Genomic DNA, 20,300 nt, shown 5'->3' with positions numbered 1-20,300 from the left:
TGCCCCGCAGAACGACGGCAAATACTACAGGTCGGCGCCCGGGATCGCCTGCATGAGCTGGCGCGAATAGGCTTCCTGCGGGTTGTGGAAGATCTGCATCGGCGTGCCGGCCTCGACCACGCGGCCACGGTTCATCACGATCACCTGGTCGCAGATCTGGCTGGCGACGCGCAGGTCATGGGTGATGAAGATCATGGCGAGGTGCTTTTCCGCCTGCACCTCGGCGAGCAGTTGCAGGATCTGCGCCTGGATGGAGACGTCGAGCGCCGAGACGGCCTCGTCGGCGACGATGATCTGCGGATCGAACATCAGGGCACGCGCTATGCCGACGCGCTGGCGCTGGCCGCCGGAGAACTCGTGCGGATAGCGCTCGAAGGCGGCGGCGCCGAGCCCGACACGCTCCAGCAGGCCGAGCGCCCGGCGATGGGCCTCCTTCCGGTCGAGCCCATGGGCGACCGGACCCACCGTCAGGGACGTGCCGATGGTAAGGCGCGGATTGAGCGAGGCGAAGGGATCCTGGAAGATCATCTGGATGCGGGGCCGGAGCTGACGGAACGCGGCCTCGCCCATCGGCCTTATGTCGCGACCGCCGAGCAGGATTTCGCCGGCATCCGCCTCCACGAGCTTCATGAGCACCTTGCCCATCGAGGACTTCCCGGATCCGCTTTCCCCGACGACGCCCAGCGTCTCGCCGCGGTGAAGCGTGAAGGAGACGTCCTCGACGGCCGGAACGACCCGCACCTTGCCGAAAAGGCCGGCATGGCTGCGATAGGTCTTGCTGAGGCCGCGCACCTCCAGAACGGTTTCGCCCGCCTTCACCTCGTTCTCCGCCTCACGCAGGCGGGGTACCGCGGCGATCAGCCGGCGTGTGTAGGGATGCTGCGGATCGCGCAGCACCGCATCGGCGGTGCCTTCCTCCACCACATGCCCTTTTTCCATCACCACGACCCGGTCGGCGATGTCGGCCACCACGCCGAAGTCGTGGGTGATGAACATGACGCTCGTGTTCTTCTTCGCCTGCAGCCGACGGATCAGGTCGAGGATCTGCGCCTGGATGGTCACGTCGAGCGCCGTCGTCGGTTCATCGGCGATCAGGATGTCGGGATCGAGGGCCAGCGCGATGGCGATCATCACGCGCTGACGCTGGCCGCCGGAAAGACGGAAGGGATATTGCTTGCGGATCAGCGGGGGATCGGGAAGCCCGACCTCGGTGACGAGCTCCAGCACGCGACGTTCCCGCTCGGCGCGGTTCGTCACGCCGTGGGCGACGAAAACCTCGTCGATCTGCTCCTCGATGGTCATCAGCGGATTGAGCGCCGAAAGCGGATCCTGGAAGATCATCGAGATCGCCTTGCCGCGCAGTTGGCGGCGCTCTGCCTCCGGCATGGCGATGAGGTCGCGCCCCTTGTAGAGGATTTCCCCGCCTGTCACCCGCATGGCGGGCGGCAGCAGGCCCATGACCGTGCTGGCGGTCACCGACTTGCCGGAGCCGCTTTCGCCGACGACGCAGAGAATCTCGCCCTGCCTGAGATCGAGCGAGACGCCCTCCACCGCATGACTGCGTTCCATGTTCCGCGGAAGGCTCACGTCGAGCGAGCGGACTGCGAGAATCGTTCCGGCCGGATTGCGGTGAAGGTCTGTCATGGGGCTCCCCTTCGTTAGGCGGGTCAGGGCTTGGGTACGACCATCGCGAATTTGCGGAAGGGGGTGAGCACGTCCAGCCAGGCTGTCTCTCCCTTCGGAACGACCACGATCGTACCCGGCCCGATGCGCCGTTTCTCACCGTCGCCGATGCGGCAATCGGCTTCGCCCTCGATCACCACGAAGGTCTCCTCCAGCGCGCGGGCGGGGTAGGGATAGATGCCGGGCTCGGCGATCCAGACGGCAGCCTTGACCGCAGCCGCGCTGTCGCCCTCGTCCTCCCAGATCATGCGCCGATAGGATTGCGCGCCGTTTTCCGCCACGGCCGCCTCAGTGCGGCCGGTATCGTCTTTCACGTTCCAGTAGATCGACATGGTTCGTCCTCCTTCTCAAGAATGCGGCGGCAGCTCCACGCCGCCCCGCTTGCTCATGAAATTGTCGACCGCGCGCATCTCGCGCAGCTTGTAGCTCGGGCCGTAGTCCATCCACCACGGCGCACGATGCAGGGGCTCGACCTTGAGGTCGAGATCCTGTTCCGGCGTGCCGATCGCCCAGTCCGCAAGGATGCCGCCGAGCATGGTGCCTGTCGGCACGCCCCGGCCGGAAAGGCCGGTGAGGGCCACGACGCCCGGCGCAAGGCCGTAGAGCCGGGGAACGGTGCGGTACTGCATGTCCAGCTCGCCGAACCAGAAGTAGTCCCAGCGCACCGCCTCGGTCAGCTGCGGGTGCAGCCATTTCAGCCGGTCGGTCATGACCGTCTTCGAATAGGCGATGTCGCGGCCGCGCGGCCCCCTGAGGAACATGGAGGCGACGATGCGGTTGTCGGCGGTCCATTTGTAGCAGTAGAAGTCGCCGCGTCCGTCGATCATGGTCGTGTTCTGCGGCAGCACCGTTTCGCGGGCACGATCGGACAGCGGATTGGTGGCGCAGACATAGACCGGCATGATGCGGTAGCTCTTGTCGAGATCGGGCCAGCCCTCCACCGTATAGGCGCCGGTGGCGAAGATGACCTTGTCTGCGATGACATGGCCCGCTTCGCCGACCACCTTCCACTTGCCGCCGGTCTTCTCGCAGCGTTTCGCCGGCGACCGGGTATAGAGCGTGGCGCCCTCGCTGATCGCCGCCGCCGCAAGGCCGCGGGCATATTTCAGCGGGTGGATGTGTGCGCCTTCCTCGTGCAGCCAGCCGCCGTAAAGGCGCGGGCTGCCGGTGATGCGCGTTATCTCGTCCCGGTCGAGCATGCGGGTGCGCGCGCCCACGGCGTTGTAGCTTTCGGTCTTGTGTTCGAGGGGCGGCAGGTGGCCGGGGCGCATCGCGCCGATGACGAGGCCGTTCTGCACCCATTCGCAGTCGATGCCGTAGTGCTGGATATAGTCCGCGGCGCGATCGGCGGCGCGCGTCTGGCGGTGGATGAGGCGTTCCGCCCAGGGCTGGCCGAGAAGCGAACGGATCTTGTCCAGCGAATAGTAGGAGAAGGTGGGGCTGCAATGGCCGGCATTACGGCCCGATCCGCCATAGCCGGCTTCCTCGCGCTCGAGGATGGCGACCGAAACGCCCTTGCGCCGAAGCTCTATGGCGGTGGTGAGCCCCGTATAGCCGGCCCCGACGATGCAGACGTCGACGACCTTCTCGCCGGCAAGCCGTTCGGTTTCCGGCGGTGGCGGCGCGGAAGCGAACCAGTAGGATTGGTCGAAGGGGGAAAACTTGGTCATCCTGTCACCCATTGTGTGAACGAACGTCGAGGGCGTCGCGCAGGCCGTCGCCGATGAAGTTGAAACCCGTGACGGCGATGGTGATGGCAAGGCCGGGCACGATGGCGAGCCAAGGAGCGGCCGCCAGATACTGCTGCGCGCCGTTGAGCATGTTGCCCCAGCTCGGCAGCGGCGGCTGGATGCCGTAGCCGAGGAAGGAGATATAGGCCTCCATCAGGATCGACCGCGCCACGGTCAGCGTTGCCGCGACGACGATCGGCCCCATCACGTTCGGCAGGATCTCGCGGAACATGATCCAGCCGTTCGACAGGCCCAGCATGCGCGCGGCCATGACGAATTCCCGCTCGCGCAACGACTTGACCTCCGCCTCCACGATGCGTGCCACCTCCATCCAGCTCGTGAAGGCGATGATGAGCGTGATCGTCATCGGGCTCGGCTTGATGAAGGCGGCGAGCGTCAGCAGCAGGAAGACCGAGGGGAAGGACAAGAAGGCATCGACGAGGCGCATCAGGACCGTTCCCGTCCAGCCGCCGCGATAGCCGGCGACGACGCCGACCACCGTGCCGATGACCGTGGAGATCACCATGGCGAGGAAACCGACCGTCATGGAAACCTGCCCGGCATGGAACAGCCGCGCGGCGATATCGCGGCCAAGCGGGTCCGTTCCGAAGATATGGGCGCCCGTCAGGGGCGGCGCGAAACGGGCGCGCAGGTCGATATAGAGCTCGTCGAAGGGCAGAAGATGCGGTCCGAGGAAGCAGGCGACCGTCAATCCGAGCACCATGAACAGGCCGAGCAGTGCCAGCGGGTTGCGCGCGAAGCGGCGGACGGCACGATTGTCGCGAAAGCGGCGGCGGAGAGTGGGGGATGAAGAAGCGGCTGTCATTTTCACGCCTCCTATTCAAGACGAATGCGCGGATCGACGAAGGCGACCAGCAGATCGGCGAGGAGATTGCCGATAAGAACGAGGATGGCCGAGAACATGAGGAGCCCCATCACGACCGGATAATCGTTGTAGCCGAGGCTATCGAGGAAGAGCCGCCCCATGCCGGGCCATGTGAAGACCGTCTCCGTCACGAGTGCGCCGCCAAGCAGCGTCGGCAATTGCATGCCGGCGAGGGTGATCATCGGCAGAAGGGCGTTGCCGACGATATGCTTCATGAGGATGCGGCGCGGCGGCAGGCCCTTGGCGCGGGCGGTGCGTACGAAATCCTGGTTGATGACCTCCAGCGTGGCCGTCCGCATGTAGCGGGCCCAGATCGCCACGTTGACGAGCGCGAGCACGCAGGCGGGCATCACCAGATGCACGAGGATGTCCGAAAAGGAACCGTCGCCGACGGTGTACATGTTGCCCGCCGGCAGCCAGCCCAGCCTCAGCGAGAAAAGGAAGATCGCCACCAGACCCACCCAGAAGGTCGGGATCGAGAGGGCGACGAAGCACGCGACCGTCATCGCGTAGTCGAAGGCGGAGCCCTGCCGGATCGCGCTGCGGATGCCGATCCAGCCCCCGATCAGCATCGACAGGAAGGTCGAAGCTCCCATGAGCAGCAGTGTGGCGAAGAGATGGCTGTTGATCACCTCCAGGACGGGGCGGTTGTCGCGAAAGCTCCGGCCCCAGTCGCCCTGCACCAGCTTCCACAGCCAGTCGAGATATTGCACCGGCAGCGGCCTGTTGAGTCCCATCTGCTCGGCGATGCGGTCCAGCGCCTCCTTCGTCATGCCGGGTGTCAGCGCGAATTGCGAGAGCGGGCCGCCGGGGGCGAGGTTGAGCACCATGAAGCCGATGAGCGAGACGAGCAGCAGGAGGACGATGCTCTGCCAAAGCCTGCCGATCAGAAATCGGGCCATTTTCCGGTTCCTTGCAGTGAATGCGGGCCCTGGGCGAGATGGACGTCCTTGCTGCAGGGCGGTGCAGACCGGGGTGGGGACACCCACCCCGGATCCGGTGGAAACGGACGTTACGCCCAGCGCCAGCTGCGCACGTTCCAGGTGTCGATGCGGTTGTTGATGTTCGCTTCGACGCCCTGGATGCCGGTCTTGTAGCCGCGGATGTTGGCGTACTGGAAGATCGGCAGGAACGGCAGGTCTTGCCGCATGATCTCCTGGATGCGCTGGTAGATCGGCAGCCGTTCTTCGGGGCTGACGAGCGCGCCGCCCTTCTTGAGCAGCTCGTCCACCTCGGGGTTCTCGTAGACCCAGGTGTTCTGGCCGTTGCCGCCCTTGGCCGGGGAGGAGGTCGAGAGGAAGTAGTCGGACGTGTCCGGGTCGGGACCGGTCAGGCAACTGAGGCCCGCCAGCGCCATGTCGAACTGCGAGAGCATCCAGTGGTCGCCCCACATGACGGCCGGCGGCAGGTTGCCGATCTGCATGTCGACGCCGATCTCGCGGAAGGACTGCTGGAGGAACTGCTGCGCCTGCTCGCGCAGATGGTTGCCCGAGGTCGTCGAGCAGGTAAAGGCAAGCCGGACGCCGTCCTTTTCGCGAATGCCGTCCGAACCCGGCTTCCAGCCGGCCTCGTCGAGCAGCGCCCGCGCCTTGTCGAGGTTGTATTCCTGCACCGGCAGGTTGGCGTTGTAGTAGTAGGATTCGCGCGGCATGTAGCTTTCGGTCGCCTGCGGCACGCCGTAGTAGAGCGCATCGATGATCGTCTGCTTGTCCACGGCGTAATAGAGCGCCTCCCGCACGGCGCGCTCCTTGAACTGCGGCCGCTGGAGATTGAAGCTGAGGCCTTCGAAGAACGGTGCCCCGAAGACCTCCACCACGCGGTCGGGCAGGGTCTTCGCCTCCTCGTAGTTGTCGGGCGAGATCCACTGCAGCGCCAGCACGTCGATGTCGCCGGTCTTGAGCTGCGTATAGAGCACGGTGATATCGGGAATGTATTTCAGCACGAGCCGTTCGAGATAGGGCCCGTCGCCGAAGTAGCCGGGATTGGCCTCCAGCTCGATATGGTCGCCCGCCACGCGCTGCTTCCACTTGTAGGCGCCAGTGCCGATCGGGGCGTTGTTGAAAGGCGCATTGTTCGGGTCGGCGCCCTCGAAGCCGTGCTTGGGCACGATGAAGGTCGAGGCGAGGATCGCGGTATAGGGTGCAAACGCGCTTTCCATGCGCCAGCTGATTTCCGTCGGCGAGACGACGGTTATGTCGCGCACGAGGCTGTGGCCCGTGCGGCGCCAGCTGCGGAAATCCGGATTGACCAGCAGCTCGAGCGTGAACTTCACGTCCTCGGCCGTGAACGGCGTGCCGTCATGCCATGTCACATCGTCGCGCAGCGTCACCTTCCAGGTCAGGCCATCGGCGGAAACACCGCCATTTTCCACCGTCGGCACTTCCTTGGCGAGCAGCGGATAGAAATTGCCCTTGGCATCGACGTCGAACAGCGGATCGAAGATCGCGAAATGCACGCCCTCGTCGACCTCGATATGCAGGAGATGCGGATTGAAGACCGTCGGCTCCTGCGAGAAGCCGACGACGATCTGCCCCTTCGGCGTATCTTGGGCCCTTGCCGCTCCCATGCCGAGAACGGAGGGGGCCATGACGGCGAGACCGGCGGCGCCGAAGAACTTCAGGCTCTGGCGGCGGGTAAACTGGAAATCCCTTTCAGACATGTCATTCTCCCGGTGGTGTGAATGTTGACGTTCCCTTGTCGGCCGTTCCGGCTTCTTGTTGGTTCAGTATCCGGCGAGCAGTTCGATCTTCGAACCGTCGACGAAGCGCTCGATCCTGAATTCCCTGGGGTCCACGACGGGCTTGCGCCCGAGCACGAGATCGGCTGCGAGCCGGCCCGCGCCGGGGCCGATGCCGAAGCCATGGCCGGAAAAGCCCGTCGCGATGAAGAAGCCCGGAATTGCCGCCACGCCCGAAATGACGGGGATGGCGTCGGGCGTGGCGTCGATATAGCCGGCCCAGCGCTGCGCGACCTTTGCCGAGGCGAGAGCCGGGAAGGCCCTGCGCGCCGAGGCCATGGCCATGTCGGCCAGCTTGCGGCTGGGCTTGGGGTCGAGCACGCGGCAATATTCGAAGGGGCTCGGCTCGTCGAGATCCCAGCGACGGGGCATGCGCGCCTCGTCGAAGAAGCGCCAGCCGGCCCGCAGCATCAGCGAGCGCCACTCCGCGCGCAATGCCGGCACGAAGTCGCGCGCATAGCAGAAGGACGCCGGCACGATGTCGACGATGTTGCCGAGGCCCGAGGCGATGGTGTAGCCGCCGTCCTGCCGCTTGCGGATGGCGAAGTCGCCCGCCCACATCGCCTGTTCGGGGCCGGCATCGTGCGGCTCGGTGCGCAGGACCGAGTTCTTCACCTTCAATTGCGGCAGGTGGATGCCGGCATCGAGGCTGCGGGTGAACATCTCCGACCAGGCGCCGCCCGCCAGCACCACGGCGCCGCAGCGGATCGTGCCTCGCTCGGTCACGACCGCCGAGATCGCGCCGCCGGAGGTTTCGATGCCCCGCACGGCGCATTCCGTGAGGATATGGGCGCCGCATTCGCGGGCGCGCTCGGCAATCGCGGGGGCTGCCTTCTGCGGCTCGGCCCGGCCGTCGTCGGCGCAATAGAGCGCGGCCGGCGGGCGAAGGCGCGATTGCGGAAACATCGCCGCGAAGTCCGCGCCGGTGAGCATCCGGCAATCCACGCCGAGGCCATCGAGATGCTTCAGCCATTTCTCGTAGAAGGCCTGCTCGGCCCCGTTCTCGGCATTGAAGATGATCCCGGCCCGCGCATAGCCCGTGTCCCGCCCGGTCCGCGCATTCAGGCCCTGCCAGATGCGCTGGGCTTCCAGCACCAGCGGGATTTCCCGCGGGTCGCGCCGCGCCACGCGCACCCAGCCCCAGTTGCGGCTGGACTGTTCGTGGCCGATGCCGCCTTTTTCGCACAAGGCCACGCGCTGGCCTGCCTCGGCAAGCTCCAGCGCGGTCGAAACGCCGATGATGCCGCCGCCGATGACGACCACATCGACCTCCGCAGGCAGTTCGGTGTCGCCATGGACGGGTACGACGAAGGGACCGGGCATCAGAAGAATTCCTCGGCTTGGCAGTTGACGGCGAATTCGGCAACACTCGCCTCGTTGGGCAGGTCGATCAGCATGGAGACGATGCGGGCAAGGTCTTCGGGCTTCGTCATGGCCTCGGCCGGCCGGCCCGAGAGCGAAAGCCCCATATCGGTGGCGACGAAACCGGGGCAGACCGCGGTGGCGCGGATGCCGACGTCGAAACCCGCATGGCGAATGCCGTGCGCAAGCGCCACGGCCGCGAATTTCGACATGGAATAACTTCCCGAAAGGGCCGATTTCACGCGTTTTCCGGAGAGGGAGGCGACGATGACGACACGTCCCCGTCCACTGGCACGCAAATCCTGCCAGGCGGCCCGCACAAGCCGGCGGGGCGCGAAGGCATTGACCTCCATCATCGCAGCGACCTCGTCGTCCTCGGCTTCGATGACCGATTTCGGCACCATGATGCCCGCATTGGCGACGATGCAGCCGACCGGGCCGAAGCTCGCGCGGGTTTGTGCAAGCCATCGCGCCTCTTCATTGCCGGCCGCCGCATCGTAGGCGCAGGCAAGGACGCTCTCCGCCGGCAGCGACGACGCCCAGTCCGGCATCCTGCCTCCGCGCACGCCGAGGGAAACCTTCCAGCCTTCCGAAACGAGGCGGGACGCGACCGCCGCTCCGATGCCCCGGCTCGCGCCCGAGACCATCGCCACACCCTTGCTCATTCTCCCACCTCGCGCAGCCGGTTGAAGGCTTTCCGGAATATGTTCACGACGATGTCGTGCTCTTCCCGTGTCATCAGGCCGGCGAAGAACTCGTCGGAATGCGCGACGATGAGCGTCTCGACCTTGTTCGCAAGCGCGGCCCCTTCCGGGGTCACGAAAAGCTCCTGGGCGCGCTTGTCGTCCGCCGCGCTGCGACGGGTGACGAGTTTCGCGCGCCGCAGCTCATCAACGGTTTTGACGGTGATCGACTTGTCTATGCCGAGAAGGGTGGAGATCGTGGTCGGCCGGATGCCGGCGTGGCGGGCAATCAGCAGGAGCGAGGAGATCGTGCCCTTTCGCCCCGTAAAGCCAAGGGGCGCGAGCCGGTCGTCGAGATGCCGGCTGACGGCGATCTCAAAGACGCGGACATAGAAGCTCAGCAGGCCGTCGAGCACGCCCAGATCGACCTGGGCCGCCAGTTCCTGACTTTTGCGCGTGCTCATCGACGGCAACCCCGCTGCTTTCCATGCGTGGAATTTCGAGGTCAGGCTAGACATAATGGTTGAATTATTCAACTAATTTTTTCGAACGGCTTCAGCCGGGCCGGTGGAAGGCCTCAATGTCTGCGATGCCTCTGTGATGTCGACCATTCCCCGCGCGAATACCGATCCGCCGACGATCACGAGGCGGAGACGATCGCCGATGGCCGGAAGCGCGGCATGGACGGAATGCCCGCCGCTACCGCAGCACGTTGTCGCGCGGCAGGATCGGTTCGGGCAGGTCCGCATGCCCGAGGACCGATAGCATCTCCCGCTCCACGGTGCGCTGCATCGCCTCCAGCGGCAGGGCATTGGGGTCGAGGCCGAACGGGTCCTCCAGCTGGTGGCCGAGCGCTTCGAGACCGAAGAACGTATAGGCGACGAGAAGCACCGGAAGCAGCGTCCACCAGTCCAGCGAGCCGGCCAGCGCGAAGGGCAGCATCAGGCAGAAGACCAGCGCCGTTCGGTGGAGCAGCAATGAATAGGCGAAGGGAACGGGCGTCAGCGCGATGCGCTCGCATCCCCCCTGGACCTTTGCGAGCGCCGCGAGCTGCCCCTCCAGCACCGAATAGTGGATCTCGCCGATCCGATGCTCGCGCACCAGCGCGAGACAGTGCCGGCCGATGCCGTCGAGGACGTCGTTGGTGGGGTTGGGGCTTTGGTCATCGACGTCGGTATCATGCCAGCGGCGGATGGCGGCCGGCTCGTCCTCGCCGCGGAGCCGTGCGACGAGGCCCGCCGTGAAGGCGCACAGACGATGGAGGAGGAAGCGGCGGTCGTCATCGCCAAGAGCCGCCGTCTGCCGCGCAAAGGACCGGCAGGCGATGATGAGCTCGCCCCAGAGGATCCGGCCCTCCCACCAGCGCGCATAACACGCATTGTTGCGGAAGCTCATGAAGACGGAAAGCGCGATGCCGGTCAGCGTGAAGGGAATGGCGCTGATCCTCGCGAAGATCCCGGGATGTTCCCGCGCGGCGAAGATCGCGATGACCGAGAGGACCGTCATCGCCACGAGGTGCCAGGCGATCCTCGGCAAGATGGAGCCGTTGATCGCGAAAATGATGTCTTTGAAGCTCGGTTTTGAACGCAGGATCATTGGAGTGTCGGCAAGATGGGACAGCGCGGCGGCGTGCACGCCTCTTCCCCCTTAGCAGGATGCGTGCCAGCGGCGAGGGCTGAGCAAACTCAACGGCTTGGCTGTGGCAATTGCGCGGCTTTGGACAGTTTGTCCATGGTGGCTCGGACAAATTGTCTATTGATTTCAATAGTATAACATGGTTTACTTGATTTCTGTCGCATCCGGAGAGTGTCCGCCATGGCCGATGGAAAGCCGCAATACAAGACCTACAACCATCCGGCCGGTGGATGGGGCGCCGCTGCCGCGACCGCCAAGGTGCTGATGGAGCAGAGCGTCATCACCAAGGGGTCGCGCGCGCTCCTGGCGATGAACCAGCCGGGCGGCTTCAAGTGTCCGAGCTGCGCCTTTCCGGATGCCGATTGCAAGAAGACGCTGGAATTCTGCGAGAACGGCGCCAAGGCGCTCGCCTACGAGGCGACGAAGTTCCGCGTCACGCCGGAGTTCTTCCAGAAATACACCGTCACCGAATTGATGGCGCAGTCCGACTACTGGCTGGAGATGCAGGGGCGCCTTACCGAGCCGATGCGCTACGACGGGGCGAGCGACCGGTATGTGCCGTGCAGCTGGGACGAGGCCTTCACGATGATCGGGCGGCACCTCCGGGCATTGTCGAGCCCGCACGAGGCGGAGTTCTACACGTCCGGCCGCACGCCGAACGAGGCGGCCTTCCTCTATTCGATCTTCGTGCGCGCGTTCGGCACCAACAACTTCCCAGACTGTTCCAACATGTGCCACGAGCCGACGAGCCGCGGCCTGCCGCCGGCCATCGGCGTGGGCAAGGGCACGGTCGTGCTGGAGGATTTCGAGCATGCCGAGGCGATCTTCGTCATCGGCCAGAACACCGGCACCAATTCGCCGCGCATGATGACCAACCTGGTCGAGGCCCGCAAGCGCGGCGCGCCCATCGTCGCGGTCAATCCCATGCCGGAGCGCGCGCTGATCCGCTTCACCGAACCGCAGGACGTCGTGCAGATGGCGACCTTCGGCTCGACGCCGATCGCCAGCGAGTTCGTGCATATCAGGATCGGCGGGGACCTTGCCCTCATCAAGGGCATGATGAAGGTGATGTTCGAGCGCGAGGCGGCCGGCGAAAGGGTGCTCGATGCGGATTTCATCGCGAAGCACACGGTTGGCATCGAGGCGATCCGCGCGGACGCGCTGGCGCAGGACTGGGCCGAGATCGTCCGCGTCTCGAGGCTCGACGAGGCGCAGATCCGCCGGTGCGCGGAAATCTACATCCGTTCGCGCGCCACCATCATCTGCTACGGCATGGGCCTCACCCAGCACCAGCAGGGCTCGCGCCTTCTGCAGCAGGTGTCGAACCTGCTGCTCCTGCGCGGCAACTACGGCAAGCCGGGCGCCGGCATCGCGCCGATCCGCGGCCATTCCAATGTGCAGGGCGACCGCACCGTCGGCATCGACGAAAAGCCCTCGCAGGACTATCTGGACCGCGTGCGCGACGTCTTCGGCTTCGAGCCGCCGCGCGGGCACGGGCACCATACGGTCGAATCCGTCGAGGCGATGGAGAACGGCACGGCCAAGGTCTTCATCGGCATGGGCGGCAATTTCGTCCGGGCGATCCCGGATACGGACCGGTCCTACGCCGCCATGCGCAAGCTGGCGCTGACGGTGGGCATCGCCACCAAGCTCAATCGCGGCCATCTGGTGCACGGGCGCGATGCGCTGATCCTACCGGTCGTCGCCCGCTCGGAATGGATCCGCACGGCGGCGGGCGAGCAGTTCGTCACCATCGAGGACGCCATGGCGAACGTCACGGCCTCGCGCGGCGTCTTGACGCCGGCAAGCCCCCATGTGCTGCCGGAGGTCGAGATCGTCTGTCGCATGGCGATGGCCACGCTGCCGGACAGCAAGGTGCCCTGGGCAAGCTACATCGACAACTACGATCTCATCCGTGACAAGATCGCCGAGGTCTATCCCGAAATCTATGCGGGCTTTTCCGAGCGCATCAAGAATCCGAAGGGGTTCCACCTCGACATCCCGCCGCGCCGGCTCGTCTGGCCGACGGAGAACGGCAAGGCGAATTTCCTGCTGCTGCCGGGGCTGGAGGTGAACGATGTCGTCGACGATCCTGCCATGCTGCGGCTCGCCACGGTGCGCTCGCACGACCAGTTCAACACGACCATCTACAGCAACAACGACCGCTATCGCGGCGTCTACAACGACCGCATGGTGCTGTTCATGAACGCCGAGGACCTCGCGGAACGGGGCCTTGCCTCCGGCGCGCGGATCACGCTCGAAACCATCAGCACGGACGGCATGGCGCGGCGCGTCGACGGCCTGACGGCGCTCGACTATCCGATGCCCCGCGGGGCGGTCGCCGGCTACTATCCGGAACTCAACCCCTTGCTGCCGCTCGATTATTACGACCGGATCAGCGGCACGCCGGCGGCAAAGTCCATACCGGTGCGGGTGGTCGCCGGATAGAAGGCGGGTCTGAACGATTATCGAGATGCAGGGCACCGCCCGCCGCCCCGGCGGGCGAGGGCGGAGCCTTGCCGGAAAGAGAGGCAAGGGCAGTGTTCGATGGGCTCGATCCGGTGGTGCTGGCGCGCGCGCAATTCGCGTTCACCGTCTCCTTTCATTTCATCTTCCCGGCCTTTTCCATCGGCCTTGCCAGCTATCTCATGGTGCTGGAGGGCCTTTGGCTGAAGACCGGCAAGGGTGTCTACGCCAACCTCTACCGCTACTGGCTGAAGATTTTCGCCGTCGTCTTCGGCATGGGGGTCGTCTCCGGCGTGGTCATGTCCTACCAGTTCGGCACCAACTGGTCCGTCTTCTCGCACAAGGCGGGGCCGGTGATCGGGCCGCTGATGGCCTATGAGGTGATGACGGCCTTCTTCCTGGAGGCGGGCTTTCTCGGCGTCATGCTCTTCGGCATGAACAAGGTCGGCAAGGGCCTGCATTTCTTCGCGACATCGATGGTGGCCCTCGGCACGCTGATCTCGGCCACCTGGATCATCGCCGTCAACAGCTGGATGCAGACGCCGGCCGGCTTCGCCATCAACGACAAGGGCCAGTTCATTCCGGCGGGCTCGTGGTTCGATATCGTCTTCACGGCCAGCTTTCCGTTCCGCCTCGTCCACACGGTCATCGCCGCATACCTGACCACGGCCTTTGCGGTCGGTGCCGTCGGCGCCTGGCATCTGCTCAGGGATCGGGCCAATCCGGGGGCACGAAAAATGTTCTCGATGGCGATGTGGATGGCCGCGCTCGTCGCGCCGGTCCAGATCCTTGCCGGCGACGCGCACGGCCTCAACACGCTGGAGCACCAGCCTGTCAAGGTGCTGGCGATGGAAGGCGATTATCGCCCGAGCCCGAATGGCGCGCCGCTCATCCTCTTCGGCTGGCCCGACAGCGAGGCCGCGGACGTGCGCTATGAGGTGTCGATCCCCCATCTCGGATCGCTCATCCTCAAGCACGATCCGTTCGCGCCGCTGCCGGGCCTCACGGATTTCCCGCGTGACCAGTGGCCGCCGGTGCCGATCGTCTTCTGGTCGTTCCGGTTGATGGTGGGCCTCGGCTTCGCCATGCTGGGCATCGGCCTGTGGAGCCTTTTCGCGCGCTACCGCCGGCAGCTCTACGACTGGCCGTGGCTGCACCGCGCCGCCGTCCTCATGGGGCCGTCCGGCTTCGTCGCGGTCATCGCCGGCTGGGTGACGACGGAGGTCGGCCGCCAGCCCTTCACCGTCTACGGCCTGTTGCGCACGGCCGAATCCCATTCGCCGCTCGCTGCGCCCGCCGTCGCCGTTTCGCTGATCGCCTTCGTGATCGTCTATTTCGCCGCCTTCGGCGCAGGCACCTACTATCTCCTGCGCCTGATGGCCAAACCGCCGGAGCCGGGCGAGAGCGAACCGCAGAAGGTGCCGCAGCGCGCAGCGGGCATCACGCCCGCTTCGGGTGTCGCCGCCCGCACGGTGGGCAGGGAGTAAGCGCCATGGAAAGCCTCGACCTCACGCTCGTCTGGGCGGGCATCATCGGTTTTGCCGTCATGGCCTATGTGGTCATGGACGGCTTCGACCTCGGCATCGGCATCCTGTTTCCCACGTTCCAGGTGGGCGAGGAGCGTGACCAGGCGATGAATTCCATCGCGCCGGTCTGGGACGGCAACGAGACCTGGCTGGTGATGGGCGGCGGCGGGCTCTTCGCGGCCTTTCCGCTCGCCTATGCCATCGTGCTGCCGGCGACCTATCCGCTGATCATCGCCATGCTGCTCGGCCTGATCTTCCGTGGCGTCGCCTTCGAATTCCGCTGGCGTGATCCGCGCCACCGCCCGGTCTGGGATGTCGCCTTCAGCCTCGGCTCGGTCGTCGCGGCTCTTGCGCAGGGCATGACGCTCGGCGCCATCCTCCAGGGGATAACGGTGGAGAACGACGCCTATGCCGGTGGCTGGCTGGACTGGCTGAGCCCGTTCAGCGTGCTGACCGGCCTTGCCGTGGTTGCCGGCTATGCGCTGCTGGGCGCCACCTGGCTGGTCTGGAAGACGGAGGGGTCGAGCCTTCGCCATGCGCAGACGATGGCGTGGAGGCTCGGCATCATGACGCTGGTTGCGCTTGCCGCCGTCAGCGCCGCCACGCCCTACCTCCACTACGAATACTGGCGGCGCTGGTTCGAGATGCCGGGCGTGTTGCTGACCGCGCAGGTGCCGCTGCTTGTCGTCATCACCGCGGCCACCCTCTTCTGGAGCCTTCGAAGCGGGCATGAGCGGCTTCCCTTCCTGATGGCGCTGGCGCTCTTCCTGCTTGGTTTCGTCGGGCTCGGCATCAGCCTCTACCCCTATGTCGTGCCGCCGGCCGTGACGATCCGCGATGCGGCCGCGCCGACGGAAAGCCTGCGCTTCATGCTGGGCGGCGCGCTTGTCATCATCCCTCTGATCCTGACCTATACCGGTTGGGCCTACTGGGTGTTCCGCGGTAAGGTCGGCACCCACGGATATCACTGATGCCGACCGTGCGGCAGGTCGGCTGGATGCTGTTGATCTGGCTGTCGAGCGTCGCCGTGCTCCGCCTCGTCGCCGCAATCCTGCGGTTCTGGCTACGGGCCTGACGGCCGGCGGCAGAGGAGGAACGGATTTGAACGCAGCACTTTCCGATCCGCGCCCGCCGGCACCGCATGCCGCCCATGCCTCGGTCTATGCGGCACTGGCCGGCAATGTGGCCGTGGCCGTCACCAAGCTCGTCGCCGCCGTGCTCACGGGCAGCGCGGCGATGTTCGGCGAGCCGGCATCCGGCCGGTAGCCATCAACGATGAAGAGCGAGGAGAAGATCATGAGCAAACCCGCAACTCCGAACGACGTGGAAACGGAGACACCCCGCGACGAACCCGGCGAAGCCGCCGTCGAGGCCGCCGTGCGGCTGGAAGCGGAGGTCGCCGACCTCAAGGACCGCCTGCTGCGGGCGCTCGCGGAGACGGAGAACCTGCGCCGCCGCGCCGAGCGCGATGTCAGCGATGCGCGGCAATATGCCGTCAGCAAGTTCGCGGCCGACCTCGTCGGCGTCGCCGACAATCTGGAGCGGGCGCTGGCCAGCGTGCCGGCGGAGGCAAGGCGAGGCTCGGCCGTGCTGAAGACGCTTGCCGATGGCGTCGCGCTGACCGGCAAGGACCTGATGCAGGTTTTCGAGAAACACGGCATTCGCCGGATCGAACCGCTCGGCGAGCGGTTCGATCCCCACCTCCATGAGGCCCTGTTCGAGGTGGCCGATCCCTCGGTGCCGAGCGGCACCGTCAGCACGGTCGTCTCGCCGGGCTATGCCATCGGCTCGCGCCCGTTGCGGGCCGCGAAGGTGGGGGTCGCGCGGGGGCGGTCCGGCGGCGGCGGGTGGCGGCTAGGCATTTCGGGCAAAGTGCGAGGCAGCCTTGGACGATGATCAGGACAGGGCGGTGGAAGCGGCCGCCTACAGGTCGAGCGGCGACGGTTTCGCGCGGAGAGTCGATGCGGGCGAAAAGAGGTTCGGCCAGGATGCGAAAGCCGGCATTGCCGAGCAGAACCCGTTCGGTTCCGGCAGGCTCGGCTTGCGAGCGCAGGATGGTCTGCGCCTCCCTGAGCCCCATCTTGGCTGTGCATGGCGCTGCCGCGCGCCACTTTCCGAGCATCGTCATCTGCTGTCCTTGCTGTCTGCCATGCCGGAAGGTCACCGCACACGGCCCTCCCGGCGAACGGACTGCAACAAACGTGCCATGCGGCCGCGATTGCGAAATCAACGGTTTGTGCGTCGAGGCGGTCCCCACGCCGACAGATTGTCCCGCGAAAGGCGGACAGCTTGTCTGCGATGGTGGCCTTCCTTCTCTTAAATGATTGAATTTTCGCGGCTTGCGAACTGGCATGGGCATTGCTGAGAAAACGGATGGCGACGGCATCCGCCGACCGGAAGAGCAACAGCAAGGAGGAGTTCGCAATGGCAAAGGTCATCGGTATCGATCTGGGGACAACCAATTCCTGCGTGGCGGTCATGGACGGTAAGGCGGCGCGTATCATCGAGAATTCGGAAGGCGCGCGCACGACCCCGTCGATCGTCGCCTTCACCAGCGACGGGGAGCGGCTCGTCGGGCAGCCGGCCCGCCGGCAGGCCGTGACCAATCCAACGAACACGATCTTCGCCGTCAAGCGCCTGATCGGCCGGCGCTATGACGATCCGACCGTGACCAAGGACCAGGGGCTGGTGCCCTACAAGATCGTCAAGGCGGGCAATGGCGATGCCTGGGTGGAGGCGGAAGGCAAGCCCTACTCGCCCTCGCAGATCTCGGCGATGATCCTGCAGAAGATGAAGGAGACCGCGGAAGCCAATCTCGGCGAGGCGGTGACGCAGGCGGTCATCACGGTTCCCGCCTATTTCAACGACGCCCAGCGCCAGGCGACCAAGGATGCGGGGAAGATCGCGGGCCTGGAGGTGCTGCGCATCATCAACGAGCCGACGGCCGCCGCGCTCGCCTATGGCCTCGAGAAGAAGAAGCAGGCCAAGATCGCCGTCTACGACCTCGGCGGCGGCACCTTCGACATTTCCATCCTCGACATCGGCGACGGGGTCTTCGAGGTCAAGTCCACCAATGGCGATACCTTCCTCGGCGGCGAGGATTTCGACATGCGCTTGGTCGAGTACATCGCCGACGAATTCAGGAAGGACCAGGGCATCGACCTCCGCAAGGACAAGCTCGCCCTCCAGCGCCTGAAGGAAGCGGCGGAAAAGGCGAAGATCGAGCTGTCCTCCTCCACGCAGACCGAGGTCAACCTGCCGTTCATCACCGCGGACGCGTCGGGGCCGAAGCACCTTCAGGTGAAGATCACCCGCTCGAAATTCGAAGCGCTGGTGGAGGACCTCGTGCAGCGGACCATCGAGCCCTGCCTCAATGCGCTGAAGGACGCGGGCCTCGACGCCAAGGATGTCGCCGAGGTGGTGCTGGTCGGCGGCATGACGCGTATGCCGAAGATCCAGGAGACCGTGCAGAAGATCTTCGGCAAGGAACCGCACAAGGGCGTCAACCCGGACGAGGTGGTCGCTGTCGGCGCGGCCATCCAGGCGGGCGTGCTCCAGGGCGATGTCAAGGATGTGCTGCTGCTCGACGTGACGCCGCTCTCGCTCGGCCTCGAAACGCTCGGCGGCGTCTTCACCCGTCTCATCGAGCGCAACACCACGGTGCCGGCGAAGAAGAGCCAGACCTTCTCCACCGCCGAGGACAACCAGAGCGCCGTGACGATCCGTGTCTTCCAGGGCGAGCGCGAGATGGCGGCCGACAACAAGATGCTCGGCCAGTTCGACCTGATGGGCATCGCGCCCGCCCCGCGCGGCGTGCCGCAGATCGAGGTGACCTTCGACATCGACGCCAACGGTATCGTCAACGTTTCGGCGAAGGACAAGGGCACCGGCAAGGAGCAGCGCATCCAGATCCAGGCCTCCGGCGGCCTTTCCGAGGCGGATATCGAGCGCATGGTCAAGGATGCCGAGACGCATGCGGCCGAGGATCGCAAGCGCAAGGAGGTCGTCGAGGCGCGGAACGTCGCCGAAGCCGTGCTGCATACGGCCGAAAAGGCGCTTGCCGAAGAGGGGACGGCCGCCGCCCCTGCGGATCGCCAGGCGGTCGAAGCCGCGGCGGTGGCCGTGCGCGATGCGCTGGGCGGCGAGGATGCGGCCGCGATCCGCGAGAAGGCGGAGGCCTTGCAGGAGAAGGTCTCGGCGCTCGCCCAGTTTTCCGCGTCCGCCGGTGCGGCGTCGTCGGCCCCGGCGGAGGACGGCGTCGTCGATGCGGAGTTCAGCGAGGTTCCCGACGACGAGCGCAAATGAGGATGATGGGGGAAATTCGGCGGCGGGGCAGTCTGCCTCGTTGCCGGAAGCCCGCCATGGCCTAATTATGATCGACACAACCCGCATTTGGAGCCGGTCGTGACAAGTCCCTATGATGTTCTCGGCGTTTTGCCCGGCGCGACGGCGGCCGAGATCCAGAGTGCGTATCGCAAGCTTGCCAAGAAGCTGCACCCGGACCTCAATCCGGGCGACAAGGCGGCGGAAGACAAGTTCAAGGAGGTCGCCGCGGCCTATGACCTCTTGGGCGATGCGGACAAGCGCAAGCGCTTCGACGCGGGCGAGATCGACGCCGCCGGCGCCGAGCGCCCGCCGCGCCAGGGCTATTACCGCGACTATGCCGGCGGGCCGGCGGACCATCCCTATGCGGATGCCTCGGCCTATGCCGACTTCATGGACGGCGACGACATCTTCGCCGACCTCCTGCGCCGCAGCCAGAAGGGGCGGGCGAACCGGCGCGGCGCGGACCTGCACTACCGGCTGGAGATCGCCTTCGCCGATTCCATCGCCGGGGCGACGCGGCGCATCACGCTGCCGGACGGCGGCACGCTGGACGTGAAGATCCCGCCGGGCCTGGTCAGCGGCCAGGTGATCCGGCTGAAGGGCAAGGGGGCGCCGGGCGGCGGCGGGGCGGGCGATGCGCTGATCGAGGTGGAGGTGCTGGCCGATCCGCGCTTCACGCGGGAGGGCGACGACATCACGCTCGAGCTGCCGGTCTCGCTGGGCGAGGCGGTTCTGGGCGGCCGGGTGCGGGTTCCGACGGCCACGGGCGCGGTGACGATGACGGTTCCGAAGGGCTCGAACACGGGCACGACGCTGCGGCTGAAGGGCAAGGGGGCGCCGCGCCGGGGCGGGGGCTTCGGCGACCAGCTGGTGCGTCTGAAGGTGGTTCTGCCGAGCCCGCCGGACCCGGCGCTGGAGGCCTTCGTGGCCGGCTGGGCGAAGGGGCAGGCGTTCAATCCGCGTGAGGAGGCGTGATCATGGCGATGAGCAAGGAGGCGTTCCTGGAGAGCGCCGGGCTGAAGGGGCAGGTTGTGGACGTGTGGATCGCGCAGGAATGGCTGGTGCCCGAGCAGACGCCGTCGGGCCCGCGGTTCCGGGAGATCGACATCGCCCGGGCACGTCTGATCCTGGAGCTGCGCGCGGGCCTCGGCGCGAACGATGCCGGCATCGACGTCATCCTGCACCTGATGGACCAGCTGCACGGCATGCGCCAGGCGCTCGACGCCCTGCGAAGGCACGTCGGCGAGACCGGGGACTGACGGCGGA

The 20,300-nt window shown here is 66.1% G+C and carries 18 protein-coding genes; 8 read left to right on the top strand and 10 right to left on the bottom strand.

From position 1 onward, the window contains the following. Window positions 1-24: 24 nt before the first annotated feature. The 10 genes from AABF56_RS13045 to AABF56_RS13000 all read right to left on the bottom strand — a co-directional run bounded on the left by AABF56_RS13045 (window position 25) and on the right by AABF56_RS13000 (window position 10,677). Window positions 25-1,644, bottom strand: coding sequence for an ABC transporter ATP-binding protein (locus AABF56_RS13045; protein ID WP_272806242.1), 1,620 nt, complete (start codon window positions 1,642-1,644; stop codon window positions 25-27). A gap of 23 nt (window positions 1,645-1,667) precedes the next feature. Then, window positions 1,668-2,015, bottom strand: coding sequence for a cupin domain-containing protein (locus AABF56_RS13040; protein WP_272806241.1), 348 nt, complete (start codon window positions 2,013-2,015; stop codon window positions 1,668-1,670). Window positions 2,016-2,030: 15 nt separating this feature from the next. Continuing rightward, window positions 2,031-3,353, bottom strand: a complete 1,323-nt coding sequence (locus tag AABF56_RS13035; protein WP_272806240.1) for an NAD(P)/FAD-dependent oxidoreductase — start codon at window positions 3,351-3,353, stop codon at window positions 2,031-2,033. Window positions 3,354-3,357: 4 nt separating this feature from the next. Further along, window positions 3,358-4,239, bottom strand: a complete 882-nt coding sequence (locus AABF56_RS13030) for an ABC transporter permease (protein WP_272806239.1) — start codon at window positions 4,237-4,239, stop codon at window positions 3,358-3,360. An 11-nt stretch (window positions 4,240-4,250) separates the two neighbouring features. Continuing rightward, window positions 4,251-5,201 carry an ABC transporter permease gene (locus AABF56_RS13025; protein WP_272806238.1) on the bottom strand — a complete coding sequence of 317 codons (951 nt, stop codon included), beginning with the start codon at window positions 5,199-5,201 and terminating at the stop codon, window positions 4,251-4,253. Window positions 5,202-5,311: 110 nt separating this feature from the next. Further along, window positions 5,312-6,958 carry a peptide ABC transporter substrate-binding protein gene (locus AABF56_RS13020; RefSeq protein WP_272806237.1) on the bottom strand — a complete coding sequence of 549 codons (1,647 nt, stop codon included), beginning with the start codon at window positions 6,956-6,958 and terminating at the stop codon, window positions 5,312-5,314. Window positions 6,959-7,021: 63 nt separating this feature from the next. Further along, window positions 7,022-8,359, bottom strand: coding sequence for an NAD(P)/FAD-dependent oxidoreductase (locus AABF56_RS13015; RefSeq protein ID WP_272806236.1), 1,338 nt, complete (start codon window positions 8,357-8,359; stop codon window positions 7,022-7,024). Then, window positions 8,359-9,063 (bottom strand): SDR family NAD(P)-dependent oxidoreductase, encoded by a 705-nt coding sequence (locus tag AABF56_RS13010; RefSeq protein ID WP_272806235.1) that lies wholly within the window; start codon window positions 9,061-9,063, stop codon window positions 8,359-8,361. The genes AABF56_RS13015 and AABF56_RS13010 overlap by 1 nt, the downstream gene beginning before the upstream one ends. Then, the gene (locus AABF56_RS13005; protein WP_272806234.1) at window positions 9,060-9,545 is read right to left on the bottom strand and encodes a MarR family winged helix-turn-helix transcriptional regulator; all 486 of its coding nucleotides are present in this window, start codon (window positions 9,543-9,545) and stop codon (window positions 9,060-9,062) included. Before AABF56_RS13005 ends, AABF56_RS13010 begins: the two co-directional genes overlap by 4 nt. A 235-nt stretch (window positions 9,546-9,780) precedes the next feature. Beyond that, the gene (locus AABF56_RS13000; protein WP_272806233.1) at window positions 9,781-10,677 is read right to left on the bottom strand and encodes a bestrophin family protein; all 897 of its coding nucleotides are present in this window, start codon (window positions 10,675-10,677) and stop codon (window positions 9,781-9,783) included. Window positions 10,678-10,896: 219 nt separating this feature from the next. Between AABF56_RS13000 and AABF56_RS12995 the strand changes: the two genes are divergently transcribed. The 8 genes from AABF56_RS12995 (at window position 10,897) to AABF56_RS12960 (ending at window position 20,293) form a co-directional block, all read left to right on the top strand. Next, a complete protein-coding gene (locus tag AABF56_RS12995) occupies window positions 10,897-13,164 on the top strand; it encodes an FdhF/YdeP family oxidoreductase (protein WP_272806232.1) in 2,268 nt (755 codons plus the stop codon). A gap of 92 nt (window positions 13,165-13,256) precedes the next feature. After that, on the top strand, window positions 13,257-14,669 hold the full coding sequence (locus AABF56_RS12990) for a cytochrome ubiquinol oxidase subunit I (RefSeq protein WP_245082148.1): 1,413 nt from the start codon (window positions 13,257-13,259) through the stop codon (window positions 14,667-14,669). A 5-nt stretch (window positions 14,670-14,674) separates the two neighbouring features. After that, on the top strand, window positions 14,675-15,679 hold the full coding sequence (gene cydB, locus AABF56_RS12985) for a cytochrome d ubiquinol oxidase subunit II (protein WP_272806231.1): 1,005 nt from the start codon (window positions 14,675-14,677) through the stop codon (window positions 15,677-15,679). 130 nt (window positions 15,680-15,809) lie between these two features. Then, window positions 15,810-15,974, top strand: coding sequence for a hypothetical protein (locus AABF56_RS12980; protein WP_272806230.1), 165 nt, complete (start codon window positions 15,810-15,812; stop codon window positions 15,972-15,974). A gap of 30 nt (window positions 15,975-16,004) precedes the next feature. Next, window positions 16,005-16,604: a nucleotide exchange factor GrpE gene (grpE, locus tag AABF56_RS12975; RefSeq protein WP_272806229.1), complete on the top strand. Its 600-nt coding sequence runs from the start codon at window positions 16,005-16,007 to the stop codon at window positions 16,602-16,604. A gap of 528 nt (window positions 16,605-17,132) precedes the next feature. Continuing rightward, window positions 17,133-19,013, top strand: coding sequence for a molecular chaperone DnaK (dnaK, locus tag AABF56_RS12970; RefSeq protein ID WP_272806228.1), 1,881 nt, complete (start codon window positions 17,133-17,135; stop codon window positions 19,011-19,013). A gap of 99 nt (window positions 19,014-19,112) precedes the next feature. Further along, entirely contained in the window at window positions 19,113-20,009 is an 897-nt protein-coding gene (locus AABF56_RS12965) for a J domain-containing protein (protein WP_272806227.1), read from the top strand. Window positions 20,010-20,011: 2 nt separating this feature from the next. Next, the gene (locus AABF56_RS12960) at window positions 20,012-20,293 is read left to right on the top strand and encodes a chaperone modulator CbpM (protein WP_272806226.1); all 282 of its coding nucleotides are present in this window, start codon (window positions 20,012-20,014) and stop codon (window positions 20,291-20,293) included. The last annotated feature ends 7 nt before the right edge of the window (window positions 20,294-20,300 follow it).

It is taken from the genome of Shinella sp. WSC3-e (assembly GCF_945994535.1).
GTDB classification, from domain to species: domain Bacteria; phylum Pseudomonadota; class Alphaproteobacteria; order Rhizobiales; family Rhizobiaceae; genus Shinella; species Shinella yambaruensis.
Note: the sequence above shows the minus strand (reverse complement) of the source record. Positions and strands in the feature narration are given on the sequence as shown.